Source organism: Flavobacterium notoginsengisoli (assembly GCF_042686225.1).
Classification (GTDB): Bacteria; Bacteroidota; Bacteroidia; order Flavobacteriales; family Flavobacteriaceae; genus Flavobacterium; species Flavobacterium notoginsengisoli.
The window spans coordinates 218425-233968 of the sequence record NZ_JBHUOT010000007.1 but is presented as its reverse complement, the minus strand read 5'-3'; the positions used below and the strand labels follow the sequence as shown (position 1 = coordinate 233968).

Annotated in this window: 8 protein-coding genes; all 8 read right to left on the bottom strand. The window is 36.4% G+C overall.

Annotated features, from left to right (window positions below; translation table 11 throughout):
- Window positions 1-102 precede the first annotated feature (102 nt).
- Window positions 103-2883: a glycoside hydrolase family 78 protein gene (locus ACFS3A_RS16915; protein WP_379826742.1), complete on the bottom strand. Its 2781-nt coding sequence runs from the start codon at window positions 2881-2883 to the stop codon at window positions 103-105.
- 150 nt (window positions 2884-3033) lie between these two features.
- Complete coding sequence (locus ACFS3A_RS16910; protein ID WP_379826741.1) at window positions 3034-4896, bottom strand: six-hairpin glycosidase; 1863 nt, start codon at window positions 4894-4896, stop codon at window positions 3034-3036.
- Between the two features lie 65 nt (window positions 4897-4961).
- Window positions 4962-5879: a glycoside hydrolase family 43 protein gene (locus ACFS3A_RS16905; protein ID WP_379826740.1), complete on the bottom strand. Its 918-nt coding sequence runs from the start codon at window positions 5877-5879 to the stop codon at window positions 4962-4964.
- 259 nt (window positions 5880-6138) lie between these two features.
- A complete protein-coding gene (locus tag ACFS3A_RS16900; protein WP_379826739.1) occupies window positions 6139-7707 on the bottom strand; it encodes a glycoside hydrolase family 28 protein in 1569 nt (522 codons plus the stop codon).
- 191 nt (window positions 7708-7898) lie between these two features.
- A complete protein-coding gene (locus ACFS3A_RS16895; protein ID WP_379826738.1) occupies window positions 7899-9302 on the bottom strand; it encodes a glycoside hydrolase family 140 protein in 1404 nt (467 codons plus the stop codon).
- 271 nt (window positions 9303-9573) lie between these two features.
- The gene (locus ACFS3A_RS16890; RefSeq protein WP_379826737.1) at window positions 9574-12729 is read right to left on the bottom strand and encodes a DUF6298 domain-containing protein; all 3156 of its coding nucleotides are present in this window, start codon (window positions 12727-12729) and stop codon (window positions 9574-9576) included.
- Window positions 12730-12909: 180 nt separating this feature from the next.
- On the bottom strand, window positions 12910-14619 hold the full coding sequence (locus tag ACFS3A_RS16885) for a polysaccharide lyase (RefSeq protein ID WP_379826736.1): 1710 nt from the start codon (window positions 14617-14619) through the stop codon (window positions 12910-12912).
- Window positions 14620-14674: 55 nt separating this feature from the next.
- Window positions 14675-15364 (bottom strand): DUF3826 domain-containing protein, encoded by a 690-nt coding sequence (locus ACFS3A_RS16880; RefSeq protein ID WP_379826735.1) that lies wholly within the window; start codon window positions 15362-15364, stop codon window positions 14675-14677.
- Window positions 15365-15544 lie beyond the last annotated feature (180 nt).

Here is a 15544-nt window from a genome sequence, read left to right as displayed (position 1 = left end):
AAAGACGCGGATAAAAACGGATTTTCTTTTTCCTAAAACAAATAAAAAAATCCGTGTCAATCAGCGTTTTCGCGATAGCGAATCCTTGTCATCCGCGTTCCATTATATTGTGCATTCTATTGTATAAATTCCAGATCCTAACTCTAAAATAGGCTTTTTCGCTTTTTCATCGAAACCTGCCTTAAATCTTTTACCATCCATTTTTATTTCAGAATTTTTAGCAACTGGCAATTTTATTGTTGCAGTTGTATTTACCGGAATCTGAACGGTCAAAATAAATTTGCCGTCTTTCTTTTCCCACGAAGAAGCAATTTTTCCGTAAACCGATTGATAGTCCGCTTTCGCGAAAGTCATATCGCCTACCACTTCTGGCTGAATAAAGAAATGTTTGAATCCTGGTTTTTCAGGATCGGACATAATTCCGGCTAAACTTTGATAAAACCATTCTTCAATTTGTCCTAACATAAAATGATTCCACGAATTTCCTTTTCTTGGATCCCATTGCTCCGTTAAAGTGGTCAAGCCAAATTTAATCTGAAAACCATAACCCGGCGCATCGTAATGATTGTGCATTCTGTACATGGTTTCATTTTCGCCGTTTCTTGCCAATGTTTGAAATAAGTAACGATTTCCAACATCTCCCGTTGTCAAACGATCGCCTTTTTCTTTGATGTCAGCTAGTAAATTCTGCATTACTGCCTCTTTATATTGCGTTTCTACGATATCCATAAAAATCGGAACGGCATTGCTAAACTGACTACTTGTTCCGTACTGTTTGATTTCTTCGTTGAAAAATTCTCTGTTGAAAGCCGTTTTAATCTCAGAAGCCAACGTATTGTATTTCTCAAAATCTTCGGTTTTTCCTAATAATTTTGATGCTTTTGCAACTAAATAAGCGCCATAGTAGTAATGAGAAGTCGCAGAAAGCGCAATCGGACTATTTTTAGAATATCCCGCAGGATGCGTTCCGTAATCGTACCAATCGCCCAATCCGTGCGAAACGATATGGTTTGTTGCTTTTGTTCCTAAATAATCCACATAATTCTTCATTACAGGAAAATATTTCTCTAACAATGAAGCGTCTCCGTAATATTCATAATACATCCAAGGCAGAATTACGCCTGTAACTCCCCATTCTGGAGAATCGGTAAAATCGCCTCCAAAGATTACATATTCAGGAACAATTGTCGGAATTAAACCGTTATCACGTTGTGAATCAGAAATATTCTGCATGGTTGCAGGAATGAAAGTCTGAAGATTATAATTGAACATCAAACCGGGACCATTCAACTGAATTTCTTCCAGCCATCCTAACTTTTCACGTTGCGGGCAATCGGTAAAAACACTTTGAAAATTACTTTTTATCGAGTTATTGATTAGCTCGTGTGTTTTGTTGAAAATTTCATTCGAACAAGCAAAACTTCCCGCTTCTCCAGCCGAATTGTAAATGAAATTCGATTTTAAATCGACCAAAGTTGGAAACTCTTTATTCTTATCTTCTTTATAATTAATGTTTTCAATCTGAACATATTGATAACCGTAAAAACTGAATTTTGGCGTCCATTCTTCAACTCCATCGCCTTTTAAAGTGTAATCATAATAATAAGGTTTTCCAGATCTTCCTTGTGCAATTGTTCCTTCTTCATTTAGTCCTTCCGCAACCCAAACACGAATCGTTTGTCCTCTTTTTCCTTTTACTTTGATGGTTGGAAATCCCGAAAGATTTTGTCCCATATCAAAAACATAGAAATTTGGTTTCAATTCTTTTACGGTTTTCACTTCGTATTGCTTCTGAATCGTAACTGGCGGTGCTGTCTGCGCTCTTAAAATTCCTTTTGGCGCTTCCTGAATGACAACTTTTTTCCAATCTCTATCTTTAAAACCTTTTTTATTCCAGCCTTTTTGTTCTAAACTGGCATTGTAATCTTCTCCTCCAAAAATACTGTTATAGGTAATCGGACTTTTGCTGTATTTCCAAGTTCTATCTGATTTTATAATTTCTTCTGAACCGTCATTATACTTGATTTTCATTTTAAAGAACAAAGTCGGTGGACCAAAACTCACAAAGAATTTGGTATATCGTTCAGCCAATGTATTGTACATTCCGTTTCCTAAAAGAACGCCAATTACGTTATCGCCTTTTTGAAATTCTTTTGCACTTAATTCGTAAACATTGTAGTTAACTGTTTTATCATAATCTGTCCAAAGTGGCGCAAATTGGCTGTTACCCACTTTTTTCCCGTTGATAGTTAATTCGTAATGTCCTAAACCAGAAATATAAACTACGGCTTCTTTGACTGCTTTTTCAACTTCAAAAGGTTTACGCAACATAATACTTCTGCGCGCCAAAGAATCAGAAGCATTGATAAAGGACATCTTTTTTTCTCTGTTGAAAGTGGCTGTATGATATGTTCTACCTTCGGGCAAATGACTGTCAGCTTTGGTAATGGCACCAATCCAAGTTGGATTTAAATCTGATTCTAATGAAGCTGTTCTGAAAGCAGCCGTTTTGCTCCATTTAGAAACTTTTCCTTCTTGATTCCAAACTTTAACTTTCCAGAAGTATTTGGTTTCGTTTTTTAATGGTTTTCCGCTATAAACAATATGCAGATTTTTATCGGTATTAACTCTTCCGCTGTTCCAAATATCGCCATCGTCCATTTTTAGTTTTTCTTCAGAAGAAGCTACTAAAATCAAATAAGCGACTTGCGATGCATCAGGTTCTTTTGAAATTAATTTCCAACTCAATCTCGGCTGATTCTCGACAACTGCTAACGGGTTTTCAGCCATTTCTGTTGTTAAACGTACAGGTAAAATTTGTCCATTTGAAATGAACGTGATTAAAAAGCTAAGTCCTAATAATATGTTTTTGAAATTCTTCATTCTAACTTTTAAAATTGAACGCTGATAAAACGGATTTACTTCGTAAAGACGCGGATAAAAACGGATTTTTTTATTTACTCTAAAATATAAAATCTGTGTTAATCTGCGTCTTCGCGGTAGCGAATCCGTTTCATCCGCGTTCCATAATTTTTACAACTTTTTAGTTATCAAAGATTCGATATTGAATACTGCTTCTGGGATTAATTTTCCGGTTTGAGGCAGGTCGTCGTAATCGTCGGTGTCTGGCGCTGTGTCCGGATCTGGCGAATGTCTTTGTTCTCCTGTGCGGAACATAATTCGTTCGAAACCATCTGTTGGCGCATAAAATATCTTTGTTGACTCTTTTCCATCGTTTACTTTTATAGTGTACTGACGGTTTTTAGCATCTAATTTAACTGTGATTGTATATGATTTGTTTGCTTCGTATTTTGTAACCGAACTCAAACGCGCACCATTTTTCACTTTTAATTCTCCATCCGAATCAAAAATCAATCTTACTGATGGCAAACCTTGTTTATTTTGAAACTCAACCTGCAATAAACCGTGATTATTTTGCTCTGGTTTAACTGTGAAAACAGCTTCCATTTTTGATGCAAAAGGAATCACTCTTTCAGCACGAGAATAATCAAAATAATCCTGATCTCTTAACGTCAGCCATTTTTTACCATCGGCTTTCTTTTCGATTTTTGTTGATGCCCAAGAAAGGTCGTAGGTATTCCATAGTTTTAATTCTTGTCCGTCTGGAAGAGTATTAAAAACGTCATTTACATTTTCTTTTACAACAGAAGTAACGGGAACCGGAATCGATGCTACCCAAATATCTTCTTTGTTCATACTGTAACCTACCCAAATTTTTCCGTCTGGTGGAGTTCCATTTTTTTCTGTGATTCCGCGAACGTATTGAGGACCTGCAGATTTGTAATTTCCACCATAACGCATCGGACTTACTTCTCCGTGAACCAACAATAAATCTTTATAATTTAAACCGTCGTCACTTGTTGAAATAGCCAAAGGCCAGCGATATTCTGACGGATTATAAAGTGTTGCATAACGATTGTCTGATGTTTTTTGTCCCCAGATTTTAGCATTGCTGTTTACGAATCCTGGCGCGCGTAATGGCATATAATCCCAAGATTTTCCGCCGTCTCTGCTGATAGATGTTAAAGCATGTTTCCATAAACCTACTACATTTCCGTTTGGTAAATGGTAATAACTAAATGCTTTGTAAGGTTTCTGTAGCGGAATCAATTCATCGTCACGATCGGCTTCTTCTACCCATTGCTGTAAAACCAAAGGTTCTGATAAAATTTCTTCACAGGCCTTTTTCAAACCTTTATCTTTTGATGTGGTATAAAATGGGAATTTCGATTTCGATTTATCCCATGTTTTGTTATATCTGATGAAATAGATTTCGCCAAAACTTCCGTCTTTCTTGATTTCACGAATCACACGTCCAATTCCTTTTCCGTCATTTGGATCGTCTTTTTCATCCATTGCGATTCCGTAATAAGCCAAAGCAAAAAGTCTATTGTCTTTTGACGTATAAAAGCCCATTCTCTGGTGCATAATGGCATCGAGATTTTTGGCAACGCCTTCTACGCCTTCTTTTTTCCATCCGTCAGGAATGCGGTAAATTGGGAAAATTACTTCGGGTTTTGTCCAGATTGTTCCGTCTTTGGAAGTCATTAATAAAGTCTGGCTCGGTGGAATATGTTCGCCTGATGGGTCGCTCAAATAATGGAGATAAAAGGTATTGTTCCAATACGCCATCATCGGCTGGTGGTTGTATGTCCATCCAAATCCATCTGCTTTTTCGGGATGTTCACGGCTGGCACGCATGATTTGTGTAGCGTGAACTCCAACAGCGGGACTCAGCTGTCCGTGATGGTAATCAATGTTTGAAAGTGTTTTGCCAACATAACGCACGGTGTCGTTTTGTGCGTTTACAGCTGTACAAGCCAAAAGGATTGTGGCTGTGATGATGTTGGTTTTTATGTTTTGGAAAGTAGTCATTTTATATTTTTTTAATTCTGTTTAAACCCGACAGGTTTCAAAAACCTGTCGGGTTTGCGTTGAATTTATTTTTTATCAATTAATCCTTTTAAAACGTCTGCAGAGATTGTTGTAATCGTTCCGTGTTTGTGTCCTTCGGGAAGGCTTATTTTGGTGGAAACATCTTCAAAATGAACAAAATCTGTTGTACTTAACGCTTTATAATTTTTTGAACCGTAATTGTCATAATACAACAACCAGTTTTTACCGACTTTCACTACCGTTGGACCTTCTGATAAATATTCTGTCAAAGGTGCTGAACTTTTCTGAAACGGACCTAAAGGCGATTTCCCGAAAGCTACTTTTATATTTCGCATGGGTCTTGTATTGTCTTTCAAAACCAAAACATAATCTTTCTTTCCTTTTTTGACAATCACACAATCAATTACGCTGAAACCTGGATCGTAATATAATTTTGTGTCCGAAAACGTTTTGAAATCTTTAGTCGTTACATAATACATTCTGTGATTATTTTTCTCTTCTTCCACTCCTTTTGGAAATCGAAACGGAATTGTCGATGCCCAGATAATTATGTATTCTTTTTTTACATCATCATAAAAAATTTCCGGAGCCCAAACGTTTACCACTTCTGGTTCGTTTTTCATCACCGGAATATATTGTTGTTCTGACCAATGAATCAAGTCTTTTGAACTTGCGTAGCCAAATCCGTTTCCGCCTTTCCAGTCGGTTGTCCAAACCATATGATAGGTTCCGTCTGCTCCTTTTGTGATGGACGGATCACGCATGATTTTACTGGCTCCGATTTCTGGCTTTAAAAATGAGCCTTCTAATCCTTTCCAATTGTAACCGTCTTCGCTGTAAGCCAAATATAAACCTTCTGTTGCAGGTTCTCTAAACGATGTAAAAAGATATAAATCTTTCTTTTTCTGCGAATAACTCACAGCAAAAAGCGAAAGAGTTAGTATGATGAATATTTTTTTCATTTCTTGTTTTCTTTTCCTGCGAGGTTTCCAAAACCTTGTAGGTATATTTTATGTTTATTTCAGAATCCTACTGATTGCAAAAAAGCCTAATCTTTCTCTTTAGCCCCGATTGCAGTGGAAATCCTTTTGTACTGGGGTTCAGTACAAAAGATTGCAACGAAAAGCGGGACGATGCTTCCAAAAATGCCTAATGTTTCTGCTTCTAATTATTATTAATACCTAACAGGTTTTAAAAACCTGTTAGGATACGACTAAACAATTATTCTGTAATTGCTTTTTTATCTAAATCTTTTCCTTTTTTAACCGCTGTGGTAACATTGGTAAAAACATTGTTTTTCAGGAAAATATTTTTGGTATCTTTTCCATTTGCTTCGATAAAAATATCGGTTGGATTGAATGGAAAATTATTGTTAATCAACGCATTCGAAACATTATCTAGTTTGATAACCGGAACTGCTTTGATGGCTGTTGAAGATCCAACGTTGTCTAAAATAATGTTTTTTGAATCTGATATTTTGAAAGATGAACCAACAGTTGCATTCACTTTTACATCATGAAATTCAACATCTGTCGCCGTACTTACTGTAAAACCTTCTTTTCCGTCCATATTGATGTTAGAGAAAGTGATGTTTTGAATTGGCATTTCGGTAATTCCTAAAATTTGTCCGGCTTTGTTTACGTTTGAAGCCGTAATATTGCTCATGTGGATATTTCTGAAAATCGGAGTTTTCTCGGTTACAGGTTCAACCTGTGTTCCTTTATCGTAGAAAAGGCTCAAAACGATGGCTTCTTCTTTGATGTTTTTCATGACGATATTATCGACGCGAATATCTTCTACAACGCCACCTCTTCCACGTGCCGATTTGATACGGATTCCACGATCTGTTCCGTCAAAAACACAATTGGATATTGTGATTTTTTTAATTCCTCCCGACATTTCGCTTCCAATAACCACTCCACCGTGACCGCTTAACATGGTGCAGTTTGTAATGGTTACATTTTCTGTTGCTTTTCCATATTTACGTCCGTCCCCGTCTCTTCCTGATTTGATTGTGATACAATCGTCTCCAACGCTGATATGGCAGTTTGAAATATGAACATTGGTACAAGAAGAAGGATTGATTCCGTCTGTATTTGGCGAATGCGGATTGAAAATCGAAATTCCGGTAACAGTCACATTATCACAAAATTCAGGATTGATTGTCCAGAAAGGCGAGTTTTGAAATGTTACACCTTCGATTAAAATATTCTTGCAGTTGTAAGCCTGAAAGAAAGATGGTCTGAAAAACTTTTTATCAACTGTTCTTTTGTAATAAGGTTCTGTGTAAAGGCCTTTATTTTGCTCTTCCCACATAGTTTGGTATTTTGTTGGAGGGAGTGGTTCTTTGGCTGTTTCAATTCGGTACACTTCGTTCCACCACGCTTTTCCTTGTCCGTCGATTACGCCTCGTCCTGTAATGGTAATATTCTCTACGTCTTTGGCATAAAATAAGGGTTGGAAGCTTTTCATTACAATTCCTTCGTAACGCATTTCTACATAAGGAAGAAAATCATCAAAGTTTTCTGAGAACTTTAAAAGTGCTCCAGAATCCAAGTGAATCGTGATGTTGCTTTTTAATGTTAAGGCTCCAGTTAAGTATTCTCCTGCAGGGAAAAAGATGGTACCTCCGCCGTTTTTAGATGCTTTTTCGATAGCATTCTGAATGGCTTGGGTACATTTTATTCCTTTGTTGTTTCCGCCTTCTTTTAGGATGTTTAGCCAGCCGTCGTTTGCGAAAGTGGTATTTAATCCGAGAATGAAGCAGAGTGTTATTAGTATATTTTTCATAGTTGTGTTTTTTGGATAATCGTACTTTTTGTCATTCCGAGGAACGAGGAATCTCACTAGAAATTCCGTAAAATAATTCGCCAATCTTTGTCGAGTTTCTTGTGTGATTTCTCCTTTCAGTCGAAATGGCAAGATTGTGGTTACTGTGACCAGACCTAACAGGTTTCAGAAACCTGTTAGGTCTCTCGTTCCTAAATAGATCTCAAAATCAAAACCCAGTCATTACCATCTTCTTTTTTACCAGCGGGTTGAAAATTCTGAGTTCCTTTATTATCAAATGTTCCGATTTTGGTTTTCTTCCCATTTTTTGGATTGTACCAAGTCGCTTCGAATTTATCGCCAGCAATTTTTCCTAGTTTTACTTCTATTATTCTTCCGTTGTAGGTGTATAATAAAGCGTATTTTTCTCCTCTTATGGCCGGAATATAATCGTATTTTTCTCCTTGATTCACCACTAAAGAAACATCTGGAACTCCTTCTAAAAATGGCACTTCTTCCATTAATTTCTTAATGTAAACCATTTGTTTTGCTCCAGGTGCATTGATGGCTGATGTCCATAATTCTTTGTTTCCGTATGCTGGTTTATCGCCTTTTCTGAACATTTGCATTACAGCGTTGTGTCCATATGTATAACCTGCACCGCCAGATAAAACTGACCAATATCCGTAACGGCGAACATCATTTGCGGTCCATTTTGGCTGTAAAGTGTCGTGCAAACCGTGTGGAATTCCTTCGTAAGATGGTTCTCCGTCAAGTGTTGGTTTTGTTGGTTTTAATTCGAAATCTCTTAGGACAAATTTGTAATTGTCTTCTTTGAAATTCGTTTTTACAGAATCCTGATCGTATCTTCTGTGTCCTGATTGGAACATATTGAAATCTAACCATTTTGCATTATGATAATCATCTGAAGAATCGGTTCTTCCGAATGGGTGGAAAGTCACTAACTGATTTGGGTTGTTGGTTTTTAAAGTGTTTCCAATGGCATTCCAGATATCTTGAAATTCGTTTCCGTGTGTATCTCCACCGTTTAACCAGATTATGTTTGTTCTGTTTTTATATCTTTTAGCCAAGAAATCAGCATAAACTATTGCTTGTTCTTTGCTTACTTTATTTCCTTTTGAAACGTTGGTTCCCCAAACTGGGACCATTGCTACGTAGATTCCGTTTTTTTGAGCTACATCTAAAGTGTAATCTACGTGATCCCAATAGTCGTATTGTTTTGCATCTTTAAAATCATTTCCTGCCGTAATCAACGGTTTGGAAACATCTTCGTTTATCAAAGCGGCATCACCATAAACGTTAACAGCATTGATGTTATGCAAAACCATTACCTGAACTACATTAAATCCTTTGTCTTTTCTGTCTTTGAAATATTTCTCAATTCCTGCCCTGTCCAGTTTTCCGAATGCCAGCCAGCCTGTGTCGCCCAGCCAGAAAAATGGTTTTTCGTTTTCGGTAACAAAATAATGCTGATTTTTAGATACTTTGATTTCAGGTAGAGATGCTTTTGTTTTGGCAGATTGCGAAAAACCGCTTTGTGCTGTAAACATAAAGCTTATACTTAGTGCGAATAAAGATTTAATTTTCAGATTCATTTTGGTTTGTTTTTGAATTTATGTTTTTTGGGTTTGGTTGCCACGAATTCACGAATTATTTTTTTATAATCTTTTTGTTTTATCTCACGCTTCCGATAGCTATCGGGACTGCTGATTTTGGCAGATTTACGCAGATTAAAATTTAAAAAATCTGCTAAATCCGCTTAAATCTTTTTTAAATCTGCGTGAAATTTTTCTCTCACAGATTTGAGCAATTAAACAGAATTAATTCTTTCCGATTAATTCGTGAATTCGTGGCTATCAAAACCTTTTATTTTTTCACTACAAAAAGCACTTTTTCTTTTATCTCAGCTTGTGAAACCGTTATTTGCTTTCCTCCGCTGATATTTGCTTTTTTGGTTATAGTTCCTGTTGAAGCATTGATTGCAAAGACTTCAAATGTTCCTTTTTCGTTTGCTAAATCGATGGTGATATCTTGGTCGTTTTTCAAATAGAAAAGATAACTTTTTCCTTTGTTTTCTAATTTCCAAAGATTGTCTGAAAACGTATTTCCTTCAACTAATTTCATTTCGCTTAAAGCGGAATAAAACTGAGGCAATTCGATTTTCGGAATGTTTGGCAATGAAGCTCCCGCCATTAAAGCCGGCCATCCAAATCTTGAAGAACCGTCTGTTGAATATAATATCACTTTTTCAGGATATTTTTCTCGGTATTCTCTAACTGCACGATAAACCTGATTGTCTGTTTCCTTTCCAGTTTTTAGTTTTCTAGCGTGCTGTCTTGGCGCTAAATTTACACCTCCCTGAGGTGCGTAAGCTGAACCGTCTTCTTTGTAATACCAATAACGAATATCAATTACATCAACTGTTTTTACTCTTTTGGCATCGTTTAAAATAGCATCCTGAACGTCTTTCGTAGCACTTAAACCTATTAAGCCTTTTTTACCTGTTTCGTCTTTCCATTTTTGGGCTTGGTCCAACCAAAATTCCATAAAGTGTAATGGCCCTGTATATTCGGCACTTGTCAGCTGAATTACGTTGCTGTTTTCCTGAAAGTTTTCAAATGATTTTCTGATGAAACCTTCGTGTAATTTTCTTCTTTGAGCATTCGTAATATCGTAAAACTGCTCTGCCATAAAAATACGTTTGTCTCCTGCATAAGGCGGTGGTTCAGGAAATCCTGTGCTGTTGATATTGTTTGCTGAACGCCAAGGCGAACTTGCCCAGTGTGCTCCAGCCTCTAAAATATTATGCTGGAAATATTGCTGATTGATTAACAATTGTCCGTTTGGTTCTGCTAATGTTGCAAACTGAGCTAAACGGCTCCAGTACCAATCGTTGAATTTTGTTAAATCGTATTTACTTAAATGGTCCCAAGCGAGATCTTGTCCGCTTCTGGCGAAAGGCTGTTCGTAAAACGGCGGCCAAACATCGTCATCAATTCGACGTACACGTTCATGGTCGTCCATTCTTCTATCGTACCATAAACCGTAATTGTGTTCTAAGGCAACGATATTATTTTTAGTCAAATAATCTACTGTTTCCTGCACTTTGTCTGTCAATCCGTTTCCTGTTCTTCCAGGAACAAAACGAGTGATATGCGGTGTTGATTTGTTTACGAAATCATCGGTTAAATCGCCTCTCCACCAAGCAACGTTGGTTTGTTTTCCTGCAATTACTTTTCCTTCAAAAGTCAACCAGCCATTTTCTGTTGTTATTTTTGAAGTTGATTTATCTGTTTTATTTGAAGCAGCTTTTAAATCGTTTGCATTTTTTAAACCTTTACTGTCTGTATTAATCGGATTTGCTTTTGAAGCTTCTACAATCAATTCTTGTAAACTTTTTGCCGTTGTAGCAGAGTTTTTAGTCAATTCTGAAGCAACTTCTACGCTCGGACTTGAAGAAGCTTCTGAACCTAAATCATAGATAAAAGGCTGAACTGGAAGTTTTCCTAATCTGGCTTCTAGTTGTGTGTAGAATAAACTTCTTGGACTGATATGTTCGTTTACATTTTTCCAATGTCCGTTTCCTCCAAATTGTCCCCAAACTCCAAAGGCCCAGTTTTGTGCTGTTGGCGGACTATAACATTCTACTTTTGATGCTGATGATTCCCAAATTACAGAATTAGCTGCTGTCCATCCTGCTCCTCTTCCTCCTTGTTCTCTATTGTTGTAACTTAATGCTTTTCCATCAATATTGGCAATGTCAAATAAAACTCCTGTTGCCCAGCTTCCAATTGCACCACTGTTTTCGAATGGTAAATGTGATTCGCATTGTACGAACACATTTGGTCCAGTTGTTCCAAATCCGCCAACAGCGAAATCATGATATCCAAATTCTGAATAACAGCGTTGGAAAAGTGTCTGTTGACCTTCTGTATAAAAAGTATGTCTTCTAAAAGATGCGATTTCAGAAATTGGTTCTGTTGCAATACAATCTTCAACCGTAATTTGCTGACTTGTTTTTAAAATCGTAACGGCTCCGCCCGCAAAGTGTTTGAAATTTACTTGTTTTACCCAAGCATTTCTAGCATTTTCGATACTAACTGCCTGCCATCTATGTTCTTCATCTTTTAAGTTTGATGAATTATATGTTGATTTTATTAAAATATTTTCAATTCCAGTATTTTCAATTCTTCCCTCCCAAGAATAAACAGTTACTTTTGAAGTTCCGAAAACATCATCTAATGACATTGTAATTGGAGCATTTACCGTTACTTCGTTACCGTTGATTTTGGTTACGACACGATTCCAAGTTGTAATCCAGTCGCCTTTTTTCCAGCCAATCCAAGAAGTTTCTCCACCGAAATCCTGCATGTTTACTTCTTTAATGAAATTATCCGTTAGAGGTTTTCTGATTTCTATTTCATCTCCAACTTTTAATTTTGGTGTGTTTTTTAACTGGATTTTCTGAGTCCCAAGTGGTGTATAAGCATTTGCGAATTCAAATGAATCTTTATACACTTTATCATTTACACCTAAAATCCTAATTAAAGCTTCTCTTTCTAAACCTGTTCCTAAAAGTACAGTTCCATTTTCAGAATTTCCGCTTCCTCTTAAAACTACTCCTGATTTTCTGATATATAATGTTCCGCTGATTTTGAAAGTTCCTTTGTCTAACAAAACTACTCCACGAAATCCTGATTTATCTGGTTTTAATGCACTTACATAATCAATTGCATTTTGGATTTTCTGTGTTGCATCTTCTTCTTGTTTCGAAACAAAAATTTTGTTGTCTAGATTCGGAATGGCAACTTCGGAGTTTCTATATCCTGCAAAAGAAAAATCAGGGATTTGATTTCCTTGACTATCTGTAGTGAAAGAAAGTTTTCCTTCTTTGGTTTTGATGATATCTGGGAAATTGTTTTGGGCTGTTCCAATATTTGTTGCTAAAAACAAAACGGAGCAAAACAAAAATAGATTCTTATTTTGAAGAGAAATTATATTTTTTAGCTGATTGAAGTTCACTTTAAAATATTTTTTGTTGTGATTTATCCTAACAGGTTTTAAAAACCTGCTAGGTATTATTTTTTAGATCTTACATCTTCGAAATTAAGTGTAATCTAAATTTCTTAAAAATACCTAACAGGTTTTGGAAACCTGTTAGGATACGTGAAATTATATTCTATAGGCAATAAATTTAGGACTTTATTGTAACAATCCTTTCAACTTAGCCAATGTATCCGTATTATTTTCAATTTTCGTCCAGTCTGTTTTGCTGTTTGGATCTATACCGTTAAAATATTTTTCGATGTTGGTGTATCCGTCTCCGTTTGCATCTTTATTAGCATCTGAAGCATCGTTTGGATTTAAACCGTATTTTTTCTCCCAAGCATCTGGAATTCCATCATTATCTGAATCTTTATAGGCTTTTCCTTTGTAAGTTGGATATCCGCCAACTTGGTCAGGATGTGTAATGATTCCTTTTTTATAAGAGTCAGCTGGTAATCTTCTTTTGATGTATTCTTTTCCAATTGCATTCTCTAAACCGTCTTTCACTTCGATTTTTCCTGTACGGACTTGTTTGATGATTCTTTCGTCAACGGCATCTCTTTTTGGTAAAGTTGCTCCAACATTCGTCAAAACAAATTCATAAGCTTCTTCTGCTTTCATTATAGGAAATTTAGGCATAGAAAAAGGTTTTGGCTGTTTGATTGCTGCTAAAAATTCTTTGGTTTCAGCTTCTGGAAGGTTGTTTTCCAATTGCACACCGCCATTCCAGTTGTCTGCTGTGACTTCTGGAGAACCAACGATAAAGTTTCCTGAAACATATGCTCTTCCGTATTGTTTTGGCTCAATATATCCAGATTCAGGTTTTACAATTCTATAAGAAATTGGTTCATTTGCTGGTGTGATTGGTCCTGGTTTAAAGTAGTTGTTGATGATGTTCAACATCGAACGATAATCTCCACCATCCAGCGTACGATTCCACCAATTAAATACTACGTTATTCACAAAATTAAAGTCGCCATACATTCCGATAGAAGCATTTCTTGAAATGTTGTCAGCCCATAAATTACGCATAAAAGTACTATTTAATCCGCCGATTGTACTTCCGAAAGCATGATTGTACGTATCTAAACCTTCTGATGAAATCGTGTTTTGAATCGTGATATTACAAGCTGGTAATTTCTCCAGTTTTGATTTTGCATTAGCTGCAAACTGATGTCTATACAAAGAAATATTTTCATCTAATCCCCAACTTACAGAGCAGTGGTCAACGATGATATTTCCCATCGGATTTCCTCCAAGAGCATCGTCTCTTCGAGTAACATCTGTAGCGCCACGACGGAAACGCATGTGTCTAATAATAACGTCATGTGTATCGATTTCTAAAGTTTCTCCCGCAATACAGATTCCGTCACCCGGAGCGGTTTGTCCAGCAATGGTTACGTAAGGCGCACGCATGCTGATTCTTTTTTTCAGTTGAATGATTCCTGAAACATTAAAAACGATTGTTCTTGCTCCCACAGCTTCACAAGCTTCGCGGAAAGTTCCTTTTCCACTGTCTTCTAAACTTGTCACTACAAATATTTTTCCGCCACGTCCACCTTGTGTATAAGCTCCTCCTCCTTCAGCACCCGGAAAAGCAGGAATGTCAGCAAAAACAAAATCTTTTGGATAGGATGCCCAAGGTAAATACGGTTTTCCTTGTTTTGCTTCTTCTTTGATTATATGAAGATTAGCATTCCAGATTTCGCTCAGCCTTTTTTCTTCGTCAGCTAAAATAGCATCGGCTTTTTCCTGAACAGGTTTTGGAATTACGGGATATTGGGCATACGCCGATGATACAAGAGAACAAAATGACAACGCTATAAATGTTCTTTTTAAAGTATGGTTTGGAAAAATATTTTGCATTGAATTGTGTGTGGTTGTAGTTAATAGTTGTAATAGAAAGTTTTAAAAGAGTAAATTATTCTTTTGCAGTAGAATCTTTTACTTTATTCTTCTCTCTTTGCTCAACACGTTCGTGCCAGTCTTTACTTTCTTTATTTAAATCGTAACCTTGTTTTGATAAATAGTTGTTGATTCTTCCTTTGTATTTACCAAACCATCCGTGTTTTTCCTTAGAAGAACCAGCATCCATTGCATGTTCTCTGGCTTCGACTAAAGCTTTGTAGATATAATCTTTTTGTTCTGCCGTTAAGTTTGGAAGCATGTCGTTGTAACCTGCAACCGTGATTGGAAGCACACCATAAGTCATTCCATCTTTAACCTCAGTGATTTTATCTTCTGATAATTCTTTACTTAATTTTTTGATGTACGATTTGTGCAGTTTTGCAATTGACTTATCTGCTTTTGATTTCAGTTTATCAACCTTTTCATTCTGTTTTTCTTTAGCCAAAGAAGTATCTTCTTTTACTTTTTTGATTTCAGCATCTCTTCCATCCTGAATTTCAGTTAAATCTCTGAATTGCTGCGCAATGATATTTGAAACTGCTTTTTCTTTTGCTTCGTTTTTCAAATCTAATTTGGTAACGATTTTTGCAGCTCTTTCGTTAGTAACTTTTACATATTCAGGATCTAAATGCTGTTGCGCATTTAAAGTTGAAAATGCAAAAACCAGCGATAATAAACCCGCATTTAATTTATTTAGTGCCATTGTCTTTCTTTTTTAGTTATTTTTTTAACTCAACCATAAGGCCAATGGCCTTTAAGCAATACCATAAGATAAAATCCTATGAATTACAAATCATATGGAAAAGCCCTGAAAGGGCACAAGCCTTTGTCCATATTTCATTAATTGCTTTCGCCCTTTCAGGGCTTTTTCGCTTCCATTCTA

What these genes read in the sequence shown, in the direction of transcription:
- ACFS3A_RS16880 (WP_379826735.1), bottom strand. Translation starts at nt 15,364, where the DNA reads ATGGCACTAAATAAATTAAATGCGGGTTTATTATCGCTGGTTTTTGCA.
- ACFS3A_RS16905 (WP_379826740.1), bottom strand. Translation starts at nt 5,879, where the DNA reads ATGAAAAAAATATTCATCATACTAACTCTTTCGCTTTTTGCTGTGAGT.
- ACFS3A_RS16885 (WP_379826736.1), bottom strand. Translation starts at nt 14,619, where the DNA reads ATGCAAAATATTTTTCCAAACCATACTTTAAAAAGAACATTTATAGCG.
- ACFS3A_RS16900 (WP_379826739.1), bottom strand. Translation starts at nt 7,707, where the DNA reads ATGAAAAATATACTAATAACACTCTGCTTCATTCTCGGATTAAATACC.
- ACFS3A_RS16910 (WP_379826741.1), bottom strand. Translation starts at nt 4,896, where the DNA reads ATGACTACTTTCCAAAACATAAAAACCAACATCATCACAGCCACAATC.
- ACFS3A_RS16895 (WP_379826738.1), bottom strand. Translation starts at nt 9,302, where the DNA reads ATGAATCTGAAAATTAAATCTTTATTCGCACTAAGTATAAGCTTTATG.
- ACFS3A_RS16915 (WP_379826742.1), bottom strand. Translation starts at nt 2,883, where the DNA reads ATGAAGAATTTCAAAAACATATTATTAGGACTTAGCTTTTTAATCACG.